Consider the following 18925-nt stretch of genomic DNA (forward strand, 5'->3'; position numbering starts at 1 on the left):
TTGCGCAGAACACACCGAAGGCCCTGCGGTTTCACGTGGAACCGCAGGGCCTTCGGTGATGCAAACGAACTGATCAGGCAGCTACATGGCCGCCGGTCAGCACGCGGTATGCGTAGGTGCTGGCGATCAGTGCGACGGGCGCCGTCACCAGAAGACCGATTCCACACAGCAGCGCGCCGATGATGTTGATACCGATCAGAGCGAGCGCCAGCAGGACCAATGTCCCGACGTTCGACGAGGTCAACGCGTAACTCGATTTGATGCCCGAAATCGCATCCTGATTCTTGTCCACGATGAAGGTCAGCGTGTAGTAGAGCAGGAACGCCGCGATGATGCCGGGAATGATGCAGAGAGCCAAACCGACGTAAGTTGCCACTGCTACCAGGAAACCGCCGAGAACAACTGCGCCGATGTTGGTGAATTGGAAGAAGGTGCCGAAAGCCGGCTTGATTCCATCCAGTTCGCTCAACGCTCCACGAAGGAATGCGGCTTGGATGATGTAGCCGACGATAGCGGTGACCAATCCACCCACGATCGACAGCGCGCTGAATTCGGTATTGGTGTAGTCGAAACCGTTGAAAGCGCCCTGGATCAGTCCGGCGATCAAGAACGCGATGATCGAGATTCCGATCCAAACCAATGCGTTGTCTTTGAACTTGTTCCAGCCGTAGGTAATTGCGGCGCCCACGGAAAGCTGCGGTCCACCGAATCCTGCGCCGTAGTCATTGGCGGGCGGCGGTGGGAAGTTGCCGCCTCCGGGAGGTGGCGGGTATCCACCGGGCGGTGGGTAGTTGCCTCCGGGAGGGGGATAGCTTCCACCCTGCGGAGGCGGCGGATATCCACCTGGCGGCGGGTAATTGCCACCTTGAGGAGGTGGGGGGTATCCACCAGGCGGCGGGTAGCTTCCGCCCTGCGGAGGCCCCGCCGGCGGGGGATAGCTCCCAGGAGGAGGCGTTCCCTGCTGGCCGTAGGGATCCTGGGGCGGGAATTGCTTTCCGTCCTCGGGATTCTGGTTGGGGTCGTGCCCACCGGTTGTCATATGCGCACCTAACCCTTGACTACCTGAGTTCCACCAGCGAGCTCGTCATGCTTGCCCTGCTTGGTGGGGCTGTTGTTGATCGTGACCGCGATGACGATGTAGGCGACCAACGCGAGGATTCCGCCGATGATCGGAATGATCGAGAGCAACGTGAAGGCGTTGCGAATCGCAGACTGCTGGACGGAGGGGCGAGGTGCGCCACCCGGACCGTGTACTGAAAGGCCCAGAATCATCTTTCCCAAAGTCCGACCCTGCGTTACTTCCATTGCGATGAAGTAAGCGAAGGTCAGAATTCCCGAGAACAGTCCCGAGACCAGAATCAAGCTGTCGGAGTCACTGACCAATAGAGCCAGAATCGCGGCGATGACGCCGACGATGATGCCGTCGATGATGCGGGCACCGAGTCGAATCCACAGATCGCCCGGCTGAGCACCCGAAGGCAGCCGGTTTCCTCCGCCGTACGCACCTTGGTCGTTGAACTGCGGAGGCGGCGGGAAGTTTCCGCCCTGGGGCGGCGGCGGGTATCCACCGGGAGGCGGGTAGTTGCCACCCTGAGGGGGCGGGAAGTTTCCGCCCTGTGGAGGCGGCGGGTAGCTACCGCCCTGCGGGGGGCCTGCGGGTGGTGGGTAACTTCCGGGAGGAGGTGTTCCCTGCTGGCCATATGGATCCTGGGGTGGGAATTGCTTCCCGCCTTCTGGATTCTGGTTGGGGTCGTACCCACCGGTTGTCATGTGTTCCCCTCAGTCGTAAATATCGCGCTCGAGTGTGACAGTGGATATGACCCTACTGGGATCAAAGAGCGATGTGGATGACATCTGCTCACTTGGATTCGGAGGTCACCTGTGGTTTAGGCTGCGTTGTATGACGAGTTCCGGGGGCAACAACGACGATTCTTCGAGCGATTACCAGGCAAAACCTGGGTACGGAGAATTTCCGAGCCTGCCTCCTGAGGGGTACGGCGTGTCCCCGTCCGAAACGCAGTCTTCACCTGAAGTTCCCGGATATACCACTCCCAACGAGCAGTACCCGGGTTATCCACCGCCGTCGTACAACCCGCCCGGTAATAACCCCCAGCCGGGCGGAATCGGTGAACCGAACCCGTACCTGCCGCCGCAGAATTTCGGACCGCAGAATCAATATCAGCAGAATCAATATCAGCAACCCGGACAATACGGACAGGCTCAATACGGACAGCCTCAGTACGGCCAACCTCCGAACCCGTACGGTCAACCGAATCAATTCGCGGGTGGGTACGCACCGCCGATGCAGCCGGTCGGCACCAATGGTCTCGCAATTGCATCGCTGGTTGTATCGCTTGCGGGTGGTTGCTTCTACAGTCTCGGCGGAATCGTCGGAATCATTCTGGGAATTGTCGCGCTCAATCAGATCAAGCAGACAGGTCAACAGGGGCGCGGGCTTGCGATAGCCGGAATTGCGGTCGGCGCGGCCTTCTTGGCAATTTTTGCCGTGATTCTCGTGGTCGCACTCATAGCGAGTGCATCGTCGTCGTACTGAAGTGCCGTCGTGCTGAAGTGGCGAGCGCTCACACGGGAGTGACGACGGACGACGCAGGAAGTGGCTTGCCGAAGTAATAGCCCTGGCCCATGTCGCAGCCGGCCCGCAAGACGTTGGCTGCGTGTTCCGCGGTTTCGACGCCCTCTGCGATCGAATCAAGCCCTAGCTTCCGAGCGATGTCGGCGATGGACTCCATGACCATGAAGGCGCGGTCTCCAGCACGACCCGCTGCGCTGACAGCCCAGGTCAAGGATTGGTCGATCTTGAGAATGTCGAGCGGCAATTCCGACAATGCGGAGAAGGACGCGAAGCCCGCCCCGAAATCATCCAGCGCGATTCGAATTCCCTCGTTGTGCAAGACGTGAAGAGTCTCGGCGGCATGCCGGCCTACGACGCCGAGTTCGGTGACTTCCACGATTATTCTGCTCAGTGGCGTTTGTGAACTGTCGAGCGCTCCGAGGATCTCGTGAGCGGCGTGCGGGGTAGCGAGTTGGCGAGGCGAAAAGTTGACCGCGACCATCATGTGCTCAGGCCACGACGCTGTTTGGGCACAAATCATTTCCAGAGCTTGTAGCCCGATGGGAATGATGAGCCCAGAGGATTCGGCGGAGCGCATGAAATCTTGAGGTTCGATCAACCCTCGCAGCGGATGGCGCCAACGCAAAAGAGCTTCATAGCTGATAATTGCTGACGAGTTCAGATTGACCTGGGGTTGATACAACACCTCGAATTGATGGTCGTCGAGTGCCTCGCGAAGCTCGCGGACCATGCGTATTCCTTTTCGTCCTGAGTCGCCCGTGCCGCACGTGCGTGTCAGCGTGGATGCTGCAAGTGGGTACTGTGGTCGGATTCCAGGTTCAGATCCCGGGCGTGGTTTTGCAGGAACAACTCGCCCTGAATTTCCTTCGCCAGTCTCGACCGTACTTCACTATTCGAGAATTGCCAACGAATAGCTATTGCGGACGGCTTTGTCATATCGGACAATCGTAGTTTTGTTCCGACGAGGCACCGATTGATACGTCACTTACTTCGCCGGGAAAATCCACGGGGTCCGGGGGATCTTGCGAGAGTCGAATCGATCCGCCAATTGGGGTGGTGTGACAACCTCGCCGGGTTCGGCGAGACCGATGCTCGACGCGATCATCGTCAGAACCTGCTCGGTACTGCGTCCGGCCTCGAGTTGATCTGCCAGAGTCACTGCGCCGTCGCGCTTCGCGAGTCGCTTGCCTTCACTGTTCAAGGCAAGAGGAACGTGGGCGTACGACGGTGGTTCGATGTCGAGCAGCTGGGCAAGGTATGCCTGACGCGGAGCCGAGGTCAGGAGGTCGTCGCCGCGAACCACCTGGTCGATGTTCTGTGCACCGTCGTCGACGACAACGGCAAGGTTGTAAGCGGGCACCCCGTCTCCGCGGAGCAGGACGACGTCGTCGACTGGTCCCGTCACCTCGCCGAACAGTTCGTCATGGACGGTGAACGAGTCGATGCCGGCCCGTAGCCTCAGCGCGGGAGATCGGCCACTTGCCGATTTCTCGGCGCGTTCGGCCTCCGAAAGGTTCCGACACGTGCCGGGGTAGGCGCCGTCTGGAGCATGGGGCGCTGACGGTGCCTGCAGGATCTCCTTGCGTGTGCAGAAGCAGGGATAGGTCAGGTCACGCTCGCGCAATTGGTCGATAGCCTTGTGGTACAAGGGAAGACGGTGTGACTGCAATACGACTGGGCCGTCCCACGTGAGGCCGAGCCTGCGCAGATCGTCGAGTTGTCGTTCCATCGCGCCGGGGCGGACACGGTCGAGATCCTCTACCCGAATGAGGAAGTCGCGCCCGCTGGTGCGGGCGAACAGCCAGGCCAGGAGGGCAGTCCGGAGGTTTCCCAGATGGAGATCGCCGGACGGACTCGGCGCGAAGCGTCCTGCTCCTTCCACGTCAGCTGGCGAGCCCGACGGAGGCGAGCGGGTTCTCGGCGTCGTGCAGGGTGAGGCGGATCTGGGTTTCCAAAGCGTGATCGAGGTACTGCGGCGGATACATGGCGGGGCTTCCGAGTGCGTCGAGTGCCAATCCATTGACGGTTGAAAGCAGAAGTGCCGCTCTGGTTTCCGCTTCCGGAGTTCCGATGCCGATCAGAACTGTCGAGATGCCGGTGCGGATTGTGAACAGGGTTGTCCGGCGGATTTCGGAGAGTGACTCACTGGTTGCGGCGCGCACGGCAAACGCGGCGAGCACATGCGCCTCACGCGTGCGTTGCTCGTCGAGGGGCAGGAGTTGCGAGAGTGCCTGGAACAGGGCGGTATGCGGGTCTGCGTCGGCGGACGATTCGGCCAGTCGCGTCAACAATCGATCGACGAGTGTTCGCAGTGCGAATGCGAACATCTCGTCCTTGGTCGAGAAATGATGTTGCACTGCGCCGATCGAGACACCCGCCCGTTTTGCGACCTCGCGAACGCTGGCATTTTCCAGTCCGGATTCCGCGGCGACATCGAACAATGCCGCCGCAAGCAGGTCTGGACTCGTGGAGGATTTTCGGCGTTCCGGCATACCGCGACATTACATGCGTATGGAAGTAATGCCCACGTCAGGGGTGCTTTTTCACGCCTTCCGGCCGAGGAAGGCAAGGAGTTTCGTCGCTTTGTCAGCGTTGTCCGGAACCTGTATTTCCGGGCCGCACACACCGCTCATGCGGATCGACTCGCCCAGGCCCGCGGCGATCTCCGACACCCACTCCACGTCCGCGTCTCGCATCGTCGTATCGGTGCCGGTTGCGGCCGCGAGGTCCCAACCGTGGATGACCAGATCGAAACACAAGAACCCCTCGACCGTGGCCCCGAGGTTGGTCCTGCCGAAGTGTCCGTCGTATTCCAGGGTGGACTTTGCCGGATCGTCCAGAATTTCCTGCATCGAATTGCGGACGGCCGCCCAGGCTGCCGACGGGTCGTCGTCGACCGACGGACCGGGTGCCAATTCCAGGCCGACTACCTTGACCATGTCTCGTTCGCTGTCGAGCACGTGTCTCACCACGTCGCGGGCGGTCCAGCCCTCGCAGGGGGAATCGTCGTCCCAGCGGTCGGCGGGTACGGCGTCGATCCGGGCCGTGAATCCGGCAGCCAGATCCCGATAACGCTGGGCGGGGGAGATCTCTGTTGAAGTCATGACAACAATCCTTCACCGCCACAGCGCATCGTGATTGATTATTTCGGACATTCACTCGATCTCCGGGGCTTCCGCCCAGATGTCCATCGGTACGACCCCGGCACTCTTGCCCTCGTCGTCGAGAAGTCGGCCCACCCTCTTCATCGATCGCAGCACCACTGACCTGTTCAGCACCACCAGGCCCGGTGCCTCTTGTGCGAGTTGTACTTCGGTAATGGGAGTTTCGCGAAGGGAGTGTGCGGCGATCGCGAGCAGTGTGTTGGCGCGTCCACCGGATATCCGCATGCACACCCGCGTTCCCGGCACTCGCTCCACCAGGGCACGAATCGTCGACCGGTCCGTGGGATCGACATATCCCCACACCCAGGTCACGAGGGGCCAGCCGGACAGCGGTAGAGACACGTCGCAGCGGAACACGATCTGGTTGCGCGACGTCAATTCGGCAAGTCGCCGCCTGACCGTACTTTCGCTGAGGCCGGTACCGACCGTGAGCTCGGCAATCGAGGATCGACCGTCCTCGCCCAGCTTCAATATCAATTGGCGATCGACCGCGTCGAACGTCTTCCCGTGATGGCGCTGATCCGTCGGCGCGTATTTGTATCGCACAGGCCGGTCTGTCATCGTCGCTCGCTGCGCGGCATCGAGTACCTGCAATTTCCAGTCGTCTCCGATCGCGAAGACCTCGGTGACGAGGTGTGCACGCGAACTGACGATCCCGGGTACCGACGCGAGCGACCGAAGCAGGAAGCGCGACAGGAAAGCCATGTCTCTGACCTCGACGAGAAGTGTCAAGTCGCCTGGGCCGCTTGTGTGTTCGACGCTCAGTACGTGCGGCCAGCGGGCAAGTCGTTCTGCAATCGTCAACGCGTTCGAAGTCGTGCAGTCGACTTCGACAAAAGCCAGACACGACTCCGGACGGCCATGGCCGGTTGCCCTGGCAGAGACCCAGGCGGTGCCGGAATCCTGTAACCGCTGCCAGCGGCGAGCCACGGTAACCGGATCCACTTTGAGCGCGTCGCCAACCGTGCGCCACGACGCTCGCGGGTCGAGTTGCAGGCAATTGATCAGGGCGAGGTCGACGTCGTCCAGTACGGCGGAATCCTGCGTTTCTTCGATCATGGTGCAAGTATCGTGCATCTCCACTGTGTCTGGGATCACTTCATTCATGCTCGAAGGGCAGAACGCGGTGGCGAGTGCCCACCGCGTTCATGCTGTGAAAGGAGAAACCAGATGTCATCGACCACGTTGCCCGCTGTTCCGACAGAGAGAAGCTTCGAGTGGGTGCAACGCCTCATCGGAATCGATACGACGAGTGCCGTGAGCAATCGACCGTTGATCGATCTCATTGCGGCGGAACTACGTCGCCATGGGGTCGAGCCGGTACTTGTTGCCGATGACGAGGGAACGAAGCTCAACTTGTTGGCAACGTTCACTCCTCCTGACGGAAGTACTGCCGGCGGTGTGATGTTCTCCGGCCATACAGACGTAGTGCCGGTCGACGATCAAGACTGGAGTAGCGACCCTTTCGCGCCCGACGTTCGCGACGGAAGCCTGTACGGACGTGGCACGTGCGACATGAAGTCGTTCATCGGGATCGTCGTCGCTGCGATCCCCGACATCGTTGCTCGGCCGCTGGCGAAGCCTATTCACTTTGCATTCTCCTACGACGAGGAAGTCGGCTGCATCGGTGCGGCCGGGTTGGTCGAGGAGGTTGTTTCCCGGAACCTGTGCCCTGATGTGTGCGTCGTCGGAGAGCCGTCAGAGATGCGGGTCATTCGCGCACACAAGTCGATGAACGTCATACGTGTTGATCTGCATGGTGTTTCGGCGCACTCGTCGCTCACTCCGCAAGGAGTCAACGCGATCGAATACGGCGCGGAGTTGATTCGATTCGTCAGAAGCGCGGCCGACGAGCTCCGTGCGTCCGGCCCGTACGACGACGCATTCGACGTGGCCTGGACGACGTGTTCGGTCAATCTCGTATCCGGCGGGATCGCAGTGAACACTGTCCCCGAGGATTGCTCCATCACTTTCGAATTCAGGAGCATCAGCTCAGCTGGCGCCGCAGATTTGCTCGAACGCTTTGCCGCCGAGGCGAATCGGATCGAAAACCTGATGCAGGAAGAAAACCCGTCAGCCTCCGTGACGATGCACGTGTCGGCCTCGGTTCCTCCCCTGGAGACGGATGCGAATGCTTCGGCGGCCGCACTGGTCGAACAATGGGGTGGTCGGGCCTCGGACGAAAAGGTCGCGTACGCCACCGAGGCCGGGATGTTCGCGAGTATCGGTATCCCCACTGTCGTGTGTGGGCCGGGAAGCATCACTCAGGCGCATGCACCTGACGAGTACGTGACACTTGACCAATTGGCACAGTGCGAGCAGTTCGTTCGGAACGTCATCGCTCACGCCCGCGCCTGACCCACCCTGACCCCCTAAGGAAAACCATGTCCACGGCAACTACGCCAACCTCCGGAACAGTCACCCCGGAACGCCTGGCCGCTGCTCGCAAGGCGGTGATCAGCAGTTCGCTCGGCGCTGCGCTCGAATGGTTCGACGTCATCGTCTACGCATCATTCGCAGTGGTGATCGCCCATAATTTCTTTCCCGGCGGCGACAACACGCTCGGTTTGATACTGACGTTCGCGACGTTCGCGATCTCGTACGTCATCCGGCCGCTTGGCGGGATGGTTCTCGGAAGCTATGCCGACCGTCGCGGGCGCAAGAACGCCTTGACGTTGACGATGATGCTGATGATGATCGGCACGCTCATCATGGCCGTGGCGCCGACGACCTCGATGATCGGACCGTGGGCGGGCGTCGTCATCCTTGTTTCGCGTCTCATTCAAGGATTCTCCGCCGGCGGTGAATTCGGTACTGCTACAACCTTCCTCGTGGAGACTGCGCCACACAAGAAGGCGTTCTACTCTTCCTGGCAAGTTGCCAGCCAAGGTGCCTCGGTTTTCCTGGCATCGCTGTTCGGATACGTGCTCAACACTCACCTTTCGCATGAAGCGCTCTACTCGTGGGGCTGGCGCGTTCCGTTCTTCTTCGGCATCATCGTCGGGCCGGTCGGACTCTACATCCGTGCCAAGCTTGACGAAACGGACGATTTCAAGACGAGTGTTCCGGAAAAGGCTCCGCTGAAGACGACGCTGACCAGGCATCTCGGCCGGGTGCTGACCGGTGCCGCAGTAGTGGGCGTCGCGACGATCTCGATCTATCTCATCTTGTACATGCCGACGTTTGCCGTGAAGAACCTCGGAGTTTCCGCCTCTGCCGGCTATCTCGGCGGCATCGTCGCCGGACTGGTCACCTTGATCACCGTGCCGTTGATCGGGCATCTTGCAGACCGGGTCGGACCGGCGAGAGTTATGACCTGGGCCGCCGTTGCGGCAATCGTCTTGGCCTGGCCGCTCTTCAAATTGATGGTCGATCACCCGTCGACTCTGACCCTCGTCCTGGTTGTTTCGGTCCTGGGTGTCATCATGGCGTTTGCCTTCGGTCCCTTGCCTGCCTTGATGAGTTCGCTGTTCCCGGCAGAGATCCGGGCTACCGGCATGTCATTGTCGTACAACCTCGGAGTGACCTTGCTCGGCGGAATCGCGCCGTTGGTCTTGACCTGGTTGATCAGTACAACAGGCTCGCTCGACGCCCCGAGCTACTACTACATGACCGTCGCAGTGCTCTCCCTCGGCGGGCTGTGGTCGGCAAGAACGCTTTTCAGGCAGAAGTGACGGCGGGGGAGCGCGGTCGGGATTACGCGACCGCGTCTCCCTCTGCTAGCGCGACGACGGTATCCGACCCGTGCCAGTCGGGGGCTTGAGTTCGGAGTAGAGCTGCCGGGGTCAGTGACGAGATTCGGCGGCATTCACGAGTCAAATGGGCCTGATCGCTGAATCCGCAGTGCGCTGCGGATTCAGCGAGTCCCAGCGCGGGTCGACTGCGAGCGAGCGCCATGAAGCGCTGGAGGCGCAGGATCGAGCGCAGCGTTGCCGGGCCGTATCCGAAGGCGTCGTTGCATCGACGTTGGAGTTGGCGCGAAGTCAGTGCCGCCGCGTCGGCGAGAGAGCTGACATTCCACGAATGTTCGGACAGTGCGGTGCGAACGTGGTTGATCACCGGATCGTGACGGAAACTCGAACTTACCCAACTCCGAACAGCGCTTTCGAGGATGGAGACCTGTTCGTGGTCTTCGGAATTTTCCAAGCGGTTCAACAGTATTCGTTCCGTGCGTGCGTCGGTTACATCGCTGAGATCGGCGCGAGAATCCCGAAGCTCGGACGCCGAGGTTCGCAACATCGGCGATGCCGATCCAGGGCGGAATCGAACACCCACGGAGCGTGTTCCGGGCGGAAGAGTGAATGACCATGCAGCGGTTTCGGGGCCACAGACGCGTATGCCGACGCCGCGTATCCACAGCACGTCCATGCAAGCATCGGGCACGAGGAGGTGTTCTCCTTCTGCGCACGCCGTCCAGCCACACACCAGGATGTCGGAGAGATCCGGGGCGACCGATTGTGGTGTGTACCAACCCATGACAAGAGCTTATCGAGCGGCACCGACACGAAGGCGACTTCAGTCGACCGGGCCGAAGCGGTATCCGAATCCCCTGATGGTTTTGATGTACTTCGGTTTCGCGGGATCGGATTCGAGTTTGGACCGCAGGCTGAGAATGGTTGCGTCGACTACACGCGTCCTTTCGTGGTCGGAACCCCACACGTTTCGGATCAGGTGATCACGTGAGAACACGCGCCCAGGCTCGGTCGACAGCTCCAGGAGCACCCGCCATTCTGTCCGGCTGAGGACCAGCAGCTTTCCGCCCATCGTCGCCGTCATCGCACGTCGATCGAGGAGCAGGTCACCGTGACGTTGGTGTTTGCCGGGGGCGGGATGTGCGGTTTCACGAAGGATTGCGGTGACCCGAAGATCGAGCGCGTGAGAATCGATCGGGTTCAGCACAAAGTCCGAGACAGCGCGATGTGGTGCTTCGTCGATGTCCTCGTAGGTATCCACCAGCATCATGATCGGCATCGAACTGCGCAAGCGGATCTGCCGTGCGATCTCGTAGCCGTCGATGTCCGGCAGAAGGAGATCGATCACGGCGATATCGAAACTGTCGGTGTCCAGGTCATCGAGTAGGCGGCGCCCGGTGCGGACGAGCTGTATCTGGTGCCCGAAATGTATTAATTCGGTACCGAGTGTCTGGGCAAGCTCCGAACGGTCGGTAGCTGCAAGTATCAAGCTCACGTGAAATCCTCCCCCCGAAGGTGTTACTAGTCGTAACAGCTTGCATTCTGGCAGATCATCGACCGCGGGACCAGACATAGGGCGGCCGATCGGAAGTCGAGGGAACCGGGGGCGTTCGTCGCTAGACTTCTTTCATGGGCACTCTGTTCGCGTTGACGCTGCCAGGCTTGCTCGTGCTGCTGGTCCTGTTCGCTTTCGCCGAGACTCTCTGGAACCGGCTCACCGGCGGCCGGGCACTGCCGTGGACTCGGGGACGTACGACTCGTCCGGTCTCGGCCGCGGGCTTCGAAGAGGTTGCTGCCCTGTTTCAGGGGTCCAAGCATCATGAATTCGAACAGCGTCAGAGCGCATTGATGCATCGTGAGGACGGAACGGACGGTGACCCGCCGTGGGTGTCTGTCGATCCGGAAGCTAACAAGGTCGTTCTCCGTCGACGGAGTTGACAGTCGTCAACAGTCGACGGAGTTGACAGTCGCCGACAGACGACGGAGTTGACAGTCGGGTTCAGGCCCAGTGGCTGGGGCGGGTCAGTGAATCGGGAAGTGTGGTAGCCGAATCGCCGATCGCCCCGTTGATCTGGAACTGAGTGAGAAAGATACTGCCGCGGAGTTTTGTGCCGCGAATGTCGGTGCCGCGTAAGTCTGCACCGATCAGATCGGCTCGATCGAGTTCGCAGTCGCGGAGGTCTGCACCGATCAGGTAACTCCCGCGAAAGTTGGCCCCACGTAGATCGGAACCACGAAATTTGGCGCCGATGAGGTCTGCGCCGCGGTGGTCGAGTTTTCGACCCTTCTTGGTTGAGATCGGTGAGCGCACAAGGTTACTCGTCTGCAAGAGCAGTGTGTTGACTGCCGCTCGGTGTGCTGAGACGTCGACGGCTCGAATCTGCGAAGGTGTGCCGTTGGTCAGGCTTTCCGTCTCTGCGAGTGCAGCGTCGAGTTCCTTTCGTATCGAGTGGGTTTGCTTCAGCGAGCGGGCTTCGGCGAGATACCAGAGCAGTTCGTGCAACTGGCGTATGACAGGGAAGGTTTCGAACATGTCTGACGCGGTCTCCGGGGCATCACGCCAGCTGACGCCGTCGTAGGTCTGCTGTGAAACCTTCTGTCCCGCACCGAAACAGTCGTAGACGGTGCAACCGGTGAAGCCCTTCTTTCGCAATCCGGTGTGAATGCCGCAACGGAAATCCTGCTGCAGGTTCTTGCAGGGGTCGCCGGCATTCTTGTTGGTCGCGAAGTCGGAGGACTTGGAAAAGGGGAGTGCGACGCAGCACAGACCGAAGCAACTGCTGCAATCTGCGAGCAGATTGGTCTGGCCGGCAATCACGCGTACTCCCGATGGTTGGGTTGGACGGAAAGTCTGTCCTCGGGTTTGTGAGTCTGTCAAACGAAATTGCGTGGTTCGGCAGCAAGAAGTCCAGCGGTTCCGAGGTCGTATCCCGCGCAAATTGCGGGGTACCAATCCGGCAGACGTGATTCTGGACCACGCTCGTGAAGTAGGTCGAAAATCGGGTGGACGGCCCAGCTCGCTGCAACCAATCGCCGTGCGGTACCCGGCGGCAGAACCAGTGCGCCGACGAAGACCACAAATGTTGCGGCCTCTGCACTCCATTCGCGAGTGGGAATGGAAACGTCGATCGTGCGCCCAATCGCCACCTAGCCCATCTGCGACCTGGCGAAAATCACTCCCCATCCAGATCGAGGAGCGATACCCCCCGTGCCGTGAGCCGGAAGCGCAGCGGTCTCTTCGTAACCGTCTCAATGATCCCGGCATCGTCCAGGCGCTGAAGTCGCGGGCGGGCGAACTGGCTGGATCGACCCACCACCTCGACCAGGGTGTTCAACTTGATGGCGCGGTTCGCCTCGAAGCAGTGGGTCTGACCCAGGGTGAACAGGACTGCGCCGATGTGGTTGCTATCAACCGGCGGCGTCGACTCGCGATCGAGTCCCAAGTTCAGCGGAAATTCCTCATCCTCCACCAGAACGCGGATACGCGCCTCGAGTGTGTCGATCTTATGCCGCCTCTCGGAGAGGTCGAGCAGCAGTCGATGTTGCGCCTCGGCGATGATCTCCAGCATATCGATCAGGTAGGGCGTCAGATCTCCGCGGTTCAATGGATTCTCCGCGTCAGAGAATGCTTTGTAGTAACGATCCTTGTTGTCGGCGACGGTCGCCGACAATGCCAGGCTCGCATACGGAGCCAACACCTGTCGAAGGTCCAGCGCGAGAAGGTAGCGTCCGGTTCGGCCGTTGCCGTCGTAGAACGGGTGCGTGTACTCGAAGATGAAGTGCGCGACCACTGCCCTGATCAGTCGTGGAATCGAGTCGTCGCCCCCCTGGCTCAGCATGAGGGTCAGCGCGTCGTCGATCGCTGACTCGGGTACCACACCGGTGTGCACGACCTTGATTCCTGACGTGATCGATACTGGCCCTTGCCGGAACCGCTTCCCATCGGGGGCGTCCTCGTCGCGAATCTCGCCCCGAGTTACCGCGTCGTAGACGTCTCGGATGTCGTCGAGCGTCTGCGGACTCTCGGCCTGGTCGTTGCCGATATTGAGATAGAGCCGCGCCATCTCGGCGAACCGCTTGTTCGCGAGGGGTTGCTCCGCCCACACCATCTCGATTGCCTCGCTGATCTCCTTCCGGGTTGAGCGGACCTGTTCGATCTCGTTCGTTGCCTGGATCTCGTCGATCACCATGCGATGCAGGTAGTGGGTGCGCGCGAGGGCCGGCAGCCCGTTCCACTCAGCCCGGATCTTCGGCTCGAAGCTCATGATCCGTTCGATCAGCGCTGCGACTTCGGGTGTCATCAGTGCGAACGTCGAGTGTTCGCCGATCAGTAGGTCCCAGTGGACGGCGGCGGGAGAATCGCGTCGCGCTCGCTCCTCAGCATCGGCACCAGCACGATCTCGTTGGTGAAAGATCGATTTCAACGTCCTGTACGCCATCTGGTCTCTCCCTGTATCCACGCTATATTGCCGCCTTGCTTTCCATGCCTATCTTATCCAGAATGGGATCTGGATAAATAAGACTTGCGGCGCGGGTGTCATTTCATGACCAACGCGGGCTGCAGGAGCAGATGTGGCCATAGCTTCCCGAATCGGGTTCGGGCCATCGGCGGGCCACTCGAAATCACGCAGCAGCATTCCGATTCGGCGCGCTGCGGGATCGAAACCACCACGAGTCGGCAGACCGTCTGAGCTCGCAGAACATCGAGCTGAACCGAGACCCTGTTGCATTACTCGTTGCATGAGGACAGAAAAGAACCCCTGTGAACCGCTTCTCAGCAGTTCACAGGGGTTCCTTTGGCGGAGGATAGGGGATTTGAACCCCTGAGGGCGTTAACCCAACCCGCGTTCCAGGCGAGCGCCATAGGCCACTAGGCGAATCCTCCGTGGAGCAGCATACCCAATTGCGGGCGCGAAGCGTTAAACGGGTACCTGACCTGCGAAGAACCGGTGGAACTCGAGGTTTGCATCTCGGCCCCGGTAGGTGGTGTGCAGCGGCCGGAGAAAGCCGTCTACACTGTTCATTGGATCCCGCGCGGCGCGCATCCTGTGAACTCCCCCAGGGCCGGAAGGCAGCAAGGGTCAACGGGCTCTGCCGGGTGCGCGGGGTCCTCTATTTTTTCACATACCCGACCCCGCCTCGTCGGTGAAAGGCCGCTCCGGATGCCTATCCAAACCCAGATCGGGTTGATGAGCCATGAAGAACTCACCTCCGAGCATGAGAGCCAGAGCGCGAAGTACACGCAGCTCCAGGCGCAGAAGCTCGCACTCGATCTGACCCGCGGTAAGCCTTCCCCGGAACAACTCGACCTTTCCGCAGAGCTGCTGACGCTGCCCGGCGACGGTGATTTCCGTGACGGAAGCGGCACCGACTGCCGTAACTACGGCGGACTCACCGGTCTGCCGGAACTGCGCGCCATCTTCGGCGAGCTGCTGGGTATCCCCGTTGCGAACCTTCTCGCCGGAAACAACGCGAGCCTCGAGATCATGCACGACAACGTCGTGTTCTCACTGCTTCATGGCACACCGGATTCGGCCCGGCCGTGGGCACAGGAAGAGAAGATCAAGTTTCTCTGCCCGGCACCGGGCTACGACCGCCACTTCGCGATCACCGAGTCCCTCGGCATCGAGATGATCGCGGTGCCGATGAACCACGACGGCCCGGATGTCGTCAAGATCGCCGAACTTGTTGCGTCAGATCCGCAGATCAAGGGCATGTGGGCGGTTCCGGTTTACGCGAACCCCACCGGTGCCGTGTACTCCGAAGAAATTGTCCGTACGCTCGCGTCGATGCCGACGGCCGCGCCCGACTTCCGCCTGTACTGGGACAACGCGTACGCCGTACATCCGCTTGTCGGCGAGACTGCGCCTTCCTACGACATTCTCTCGATGGCAGCGGAGGCCGGACACCCCAACCGTCCGCTCGTGTTCGCGTCGACGTCCAAGATCACTTTCGCCGGCGCTGGTGTGAGCTTCTTCGGTAGCTCGGCGGAAAACCTTGCCTGGTACCAGAAGTTCCTGGGCAAGAAGAGCATCGGACCGGACAAGGTCAATCAGCTTCGCCACCTGCGTTTCTTCGGCAATGCCGACGGCGTTCGTGCGCACATGGAGAAGCATCGCGCGTTCCTCGCGCCCAAGTTCGAGCTCGTACTGCGGATCCTCGAGGATCGTCTCGGTGCATCGAAGGTCGCGTCTTGGACCGAGCCGAAGGGCGGATACTTCATCAGCCTCGACGTGGTCGACGGCACGGCCAAGCGGGTCATCGAACTGGCGAAGAACGCGGGTATCGCGCTCACCGCTGCCGGGTCGGCTTTCCCGTACAGCACGGATCCGGATGACCGGAACATCCGGTTGGCCCCGAGCTTCCCGTCCAAGGCTGAACTCGAAGTTGCCATGGACGGCGTGGCTACGTGTGTTCTGCTCGCAGCTACCGAATCGCGTCTCTCCGAGATCTGAGTTCTCGAAGCGGCGTGCCCGGTCGGTACTTTTCGGTCTTGTCTTGTACCGTTCGGAGCATCAATTCCCGACATAGGGTGTAAATCCCGGAGGTTGTAGTGACGGGCGCGATCAACGCTTCGGATGGGCCTTCTTTCGAGGCGCACACCGCGAAATCAGAGTCGGTCATCGAAGCTGACATACCGCGACGCACCCTCCGTGTCGGTGTTCTCGGATTCTCTGTACTCGGTGTTCTGGCAGTCGCGTCCGTGCTGATGGTTCTTTTCGCCGTGCCGATGAATACGCGGTACTGGGGGATCTTCGAAAATTTCCTCGATCTCGACGTCTACCGCCACGGCGGCAGCGTTGTGGTTCAGGGCCTTCCGTTGTACGACGGGCCAGTCCTGGACGGAATGATGTTCACGTACACCCCGTTTGCGGCTTTGCTGTTCACGGTGTGGGCGGTGCTCTCGTTCAAACAGGCGATTGTTGTGTGGACGGGTTTGAACATCGCTGCGTTGTTCGCAGTGATCTTGTTGTGCTGGAAGTACCTCGGTTATCGGCTCGACGTGAAGGCGTACGCCGTGAGTGCGTTGGCGACGACGATCTTTCTGTTCATGGAACCGATACGTACGACGCTCTGGCTCGGGCAGATCAACATCTTCCTGCTGCTCTTGATCGTGTGGGACCTCGGTCGGGACGAGAAGAGTCGGCTCCGAGGAATCGGGGCAGGCATCGCCGCCGGCGTGAAGCTCACTCCGGCCTTCTTCTGGGCGTACCTCTTCATCACTCGTCAATGGCGTGCGTTGGTGACGGCCGTCGTGACGTTCGCTGCGACCGTTGCGATCGGCTTCGTCGTGATCTACAACGATGCGTACAAGTACTGGACCGGCACTCTTGTCGACAGCGAACGCGTCGGACCGACGGATGCTCCGAGCAACCAGTCCGTGTCCGGTCTGATCGCTCAGCTCACTCACACTCCGACGCCGTCGCGGGTCCTGGTTCTAGTCTTCAGTGCGCTGGCGGTATGCCTCGGACTCGGTGCCGCGTGGATTGCTCACCGGCACGGCCAGAAATTGCTCGGCCTCACCATGACGGGGTTGACTGCGACCACTGTCTCGCCGTTCTCGTGGGGCCATCACTGGGTGTGGTTCGTCCCGCTGGTCGTCCTCGCCGCGCACTACGCGATGGTGTCGAAGAAGCGCTGGGCGTGGGTGGCGCCGTTCGTTTTCCTGCTCCCGGTCTTGAACTGGTCTCACACCTGGTGGGACCCGTCGGTCATTCCGGGTACGGATCGCTTCATCGGAATGGGCCTGTTCATGTTCGTGCCGCCCGAGTATCTGCGGATTCCGACCGTCGGCGTCTACCTCTGGGTCTTCACGCTTGCCGCGGTCTCGACGGTGGTTCTGTTCGGCTGGAAGAAGTGGAAGATTCCGGCCCCGGATGCGTCGGCGCCGGTCACAACTGCCGCCTGACGTGGCAGTATCGGACTCATGGCACTTCAACTGAACCTTGTCGGTGACCCCGAAGCTGATGCTCTCCTCGCCGAGGACCCGTTGGCGTTGTTGATCGGAATGCTTCTCGATCAACAGGTTCCGATGGAAACGGCCTTCCTCGGTCCGAAGAAGCTGGCGGATCGGCTCAGCGGTATCGACGTCAGGCGTATCGCCGACATGGACACCGACGAGTTCATCGCCGTCTGTGCCGAGCCTCCGGCTGTGCACCGATTCCCCAAGTCGATGGGCGAGCGTATCCAGCTCATGTGCCAGTTCATCGTCGAGAACTACGACGGCGACACCGCGGCGATCTGGACTTCGGGAAATCCCGACGGCAAGGAAGTGCTGAAGCGGCTCAAAGCCCTACCCGGTTACGGGGATCAGAAAGCCCGGATCTTCCTGGCGTTGCTCGGAAAACAGATCGGCGTCGAGCCGAAAGGTTGGCGCCAAGCGGCCGGCGACTACGGGCTCGAAGGTTCGAGGCGCTCGATTGCAGACGTGGTCGACGAACAGTCTTTGCTCGAGGTCCGCGAGTTCAAGAAGGCCGCAAAGGCAGCAGCGAAGGCCGACAAGAAGTAAGCCGCTTTCAGGATTTCCGGGACCCGCTCGCACGCACTACTTTCATCAGGTCTCCTGCGGGACCCTCGAGCTGACGCGGGGGACGCCACACTGCGCGCAGGGATCGGTCGAGTTTCAAGCCTTCGACGGCTACCACCCGAAGTTCTCCCTGCTTCACCTGGTCCTCGACGGCCAGCGTGCTCAGTACCGCCGGGCCGACGCCACCGAGCACGCTGGTTCGAATCGCGGCCGAACTACCCAGTTCCAACAACGGTGCACCGCGCTCGTATTCGTGTAACGCCAGGTCGAGAGTCGTTCTGGTTCCCGATCCGGGCTCGCGCACCAGCAGCGGCGTCGCTGCCAGTTCGGCGACGGTCAGCGGCTTTCGTCGACGCGCCCATGGATGATCCGGATGAACGACCACGACCAGCGAGTCACGCGCGACGGTGACGCTGGACAGGCTCTTCGGAACGGTCGGTGACTCGACGAATCCGAGGTCGCACATTCCCACCTCGACAGCCTCGAGGACGCGGGTCGAGTTGTAGACCTGAAGGTGGACGGTGACACCAGGATGTAGTGACCGAAAGATACCGAGCCAGGCCGGAATCAGATGTTCGGCGACGGTCATGCTGGCACACACGGTCAATTCCGCGGATCGTTCGGTCCGCATCCCTTCGGCGACGTCGAGAAGCTGCCTCGAGTTGGCGAGGACGCGGCGCGCCCAGTGGACGATGACGGTCCCCTGCGGAGTCAAAGTCGCCCCCGTCGACCTTCGGTGTATGAGTGGCATCCCGAGCTGCCGCTCGAGGGCTTTGACGGCGCGGCTGGCATTCGGCTGCGCAATGTTTGCTGAACGGCTTGCCGCACTGAGACTTCCGTGATCATCGATGCCGATGAGTAGCTCGAGAGTGGTGAGGTCGGGCCACCGTCTGGTCATGCAAACAGGCTATACCGAACTTCACGTTCATATCGATTTGATATGCCGTGA

At 60.8% G+C, this 18925-nt stretch carries 20 protein-coding genes, 1 tRNA gene and 1 other RNA gene; 8 read left to right on the plus strand and 14 right to left on the minus strand.

The window, feature by feature from the left end; all coding sequences use genetic code 11:
- Nucleotides 1-73: 73 nt before the first annotated feature.
- A complete protein-coding gene (locus M0639_RS01865) occupies nt 74-1039 on the minus strand; it encodes a DUF2189 domain-containing protein (protein ID WP_207624207.1) in 966 nt (321 codons plus the stop codon).
- An 8-nt stretch (nt 1040-1047) separates the two neighbouring features.
- Nucleotides 1048-1770: an RDD family protein gene (locus tag M0639_RS35060; protein WP_064073552.1), complete on the minus strand. Its 723-nt coding sequence runs from the start codon at nt 1768-1770 to the stop codon at nt 1048-1050.
- A gap of 130 nt (nt 1771-1900) precedes the next feature.
- Between M0639_RS35060 and M0639_RS01875 the strand changes: the two genes are divergently transcribed.
- Nucleotides 1901-2554 carry a DUF4190 domain-containing protein gene (locus M0639_RS01875; RefSeq protein ID WP_030535740.1) on the plus strand — a complete coding sequence of 218 codons (654 nt, stop codon included), beginning with the start codon at nt 1901-1903 and terminating at the stop codon, nt 2552-2554.
- A gap of 28 nt (nt 2555-2582) precedes the next feature.
- Here M0639_RS01875 and M0639_RS01880 read toward each other — a convergent pair whose 3' ends face one another.
- From M0639_RS01880 to M0639_RS01900, 5 genes are all read right to left on the minus strand, one after another.
- Nucleotides 2583-3323 carry an EAL domain-containing protein gene (locus M0639_RS01880; protein WP_003943863.1) on the minus strand — a complete coding sequence of 247 codons (741 nt, stop codon included), beginning with the start codon at nt 3321-3323 and terminating at the stop codon, nt 2583-2585.
- Between the two features lie 255 nt (nt 3324-3578).
- A complete protein-coding gene (gene gluQRS / locus M0639_RS01885) occupies nt 3579-4475 on the minus strand; it encodes a tRNA glutamyl-Q(34) synthetase GluQRS (protein ID WP_042447725.1) in 897 nt (298 codons plus the stop codon).
- A 1-nt stretch (nt 4476) separates the two neighbouring features.
- On the minus strand, nt 4477-5085 hold the full coding sequence (locus M0639_RS01890; RefSeq protein WP_019746515.1) for a TetR/AcrR family transcriptional regulator: 609 nt from the start codon (nt 5083-5085) through the stop codon (nt 4477-4479).
- Between the two features lie 51 nt (nt 5086-5136).
- Nucleotides 5137-5697: a TIGR03086 family metal-binding protein gene (locus M0639_RS01895; RefSeq protein WP_050656464.1), complete on the minus strand. Its 561-nt coding sequence runs from the start codon at nt 5695-5697 to the stop codon at nt 5137-5139.
- 51 nt (nt 5698-5748) lie between these two features.
- A complete protein-coding gene (locus M0639_RS01900; RefSeq protein ID WP_064073653.1) occupies nt 5749-6816 on the minus strand; it encodes an Lrp/AsnC family transcriptional regulator in 1068 nt (355 codons plus the stop codon).
- Nucleotides 6817-6927: 111 nt separating this feature from the next.
- Between M0639_RS01900 and argE the strand changes: the two genes are divergently transcribed.
- Together argE and M0639_RS01910 are read left to right on the plus strand one after the other, a co-directional pair.
- A complete protein-coding gene (gene argE, locus M0639_RS01905; RefSeq protein WP_064073551.1) occupies nt 6928-8115 on the plus strand; it encodes an acetylornithine deacetylase in 1188 nt (395 codons plus the stop codon).
- Nucleotides 8116-8141: 26 nt separating this feature from the next.
- Nucleotides 8142-9431, plus strand: a complete 1290-nt coding sequence (locus tag M0639_RS01910) for an MFS transporter (protein WP_064073550.1) — start codon at nt 8142-8144, stop codon at nt 9429-9431.
- Nucleotides 9432-9453: 22 nt separating this feature from the next.
- Here M0639_RS01910 and M0639_RS01915 read toward each other — a convergent pair whose 3' ends face one another.
- Both M0639_RS01915 and M0639_RS01920 read right to left on the minus strand, forming a co-directional pair.
- On the minus strand, nt 9454-10233 hold the full coding sequence (locus M0639_RS01915; protein ID WP_003943809.1) for a helix-turn-helix domain-containing protein: 780 nt from the start codon (nt 10231-10233) through the stop codon (nt 9454-9456).
- Nucleotides 10234-10272: 39 nt separating this feature from the next.
- The gene (locus tag M0639_RS01920; protein ID WP_064073549.1) at nt 10273-10944 is read right to left on the minus strand and encodes a response regulator transcription factor; all 672 of its coding nucleotides are present in this window, start codon (nt 10942-10944) and stop codon (nt 10273-10275) included.
- Nucleotides 10945-11078: 134 nt separating this feature from the next.
- On the opposite strand from M0639_RS01920, the gene M0639_RS01925 reads away from it, so the two are divergent.
- Nucleotides 11079-11387, plus strand: coding sequence for a DUF6191 domain-containing protein (locus M0639_RS01925; RefSeq protein WP_007731580.1), 309 nt, complete (start codon nt 11079-11081; stop codon nt 11385-11387).
- 61 nt (nt 11388-11448) lie between these two features.
- Here the strand turns inward: M0639_RS01925 and M0639_RS01930 are convergent, their stop codons facing one another.
- From M0639_RS01930 to M0639_RS01945, 4 genes are all read right to left on the minus strand, one after another.
- Nucleotides 11449-12267, minus strand: a complete 819-nt coding sequence (locus M0639_RS01930) for a pentapeptide repeat-containing protein (protein ID WP_064073548.1) — start codon at nt 12265-12267, stop codon at nt 11449-11451.
- Between the two features lie 56 nt (nt 12268-12323).
- Nucleotides 12324-12596: a hypothetical protein gene (locus M0639_RS01935; RefSeq protein ID WP_054800548.1), complete on the minus strand. Its 273-nt coding sequence runs from the start codon at nt 12594-12596 to the stop codon at nt 12324-12326.
- A 26-nt stretch (nt 12597-12622) separates the two neighbouring features.
- Nucleotides 12623-13888, minus strand: coding sequence for a Fic family protein (locus M0639_RS01940; protein WP_064073547.1), 1266 nt, complete (start codon nt 13886-13888; stop codon nt 12623-12625).
- Nucleotides 13889-14246: 358 nt separating this feature from the next.
- Nucleotides 14247-14334 (minus strand) — tRNA-Ser (locus M0639_RS01945).
- A 136-nt stretch (nt 14335-14470) separates the two neighbouring features.
- On the opposite strand from M0639_RS01945, the gene ffs reads away from it, so the two are divergent.
- The 4 genes from ffs (at nt 14471) to M0639_RS01965 (ending at nt 17958) form a co-directional block, all read left to right on the plus strand.
- An RNA gene (ffs, locus tag M0639_RS01950) (signal recognition particle sRNA small type) lies at nt 14471-14570 on the plus strand.
- A gap of 41 nt (nt 14571-14611) precedes the next feature.
- Nucleotides 14612-15904, plus strand: coding sequence for an aspartate aminotransferase type Ic (locus M0639_RS01955; RefSeq protein ID WP_003943985.1), 1293 nt, complete (start codon nt 14612-14614; stop codon nt 15902-15904).
- 98 nt (nt 15905-16002) lie between these two features.
- Complete coding sequence (locus tag M0639_RS01960) at nt 16003-17358, plus strand: glycosyltransferase 87 family protein (protein WP_064073546.1); 1356 nt, start codon at nt 16003-16005, stop codon at nt 17356-17358.
- Nucleotides 17359-17376: 18 nt separating this feature from the next.
- Nucleotides 17377-17958 carry an HhH-GPD-type base excision DNA repair protein gene (locus tag M0639_RS01965; RefSeq protein ID WP_003943868.1) on the plus strand — a complete coding sequence of 194 codons (582 nt, stop codon included), beginning with the start codon at nt 17377-17379 and terminating at the stop codon, nt 17956-17958.
- 7 nt (nt 17959-17965) lie between these two features.
- Here M0639_RS01965 and M0639_RS01970 read toward each other — a convergent pair whose 3' ends face one another.
- Nucleotides 17966-18874, minus strand: coding sequence for a LysR family transcriptional regulator (locus M0639_RS01970; protein WP_064073545.1), 909 nt, complete (start codon nt 18872-18874; stop codon nt 17966-17968).
- Between the last annotated feature and the right edge of the window lie 51 nt (nt 18875-18925).

This window comes from Rhodococcus qingshengii JCM 15477 (assembly GCF_023221595.1).
GTDB lineage: Bacteria > Actinomycetota > Actinomycetes > Mycobacteriales > Mycobacteriaceae > Rhodococcus_F > Rhodococcus_F qingshengii.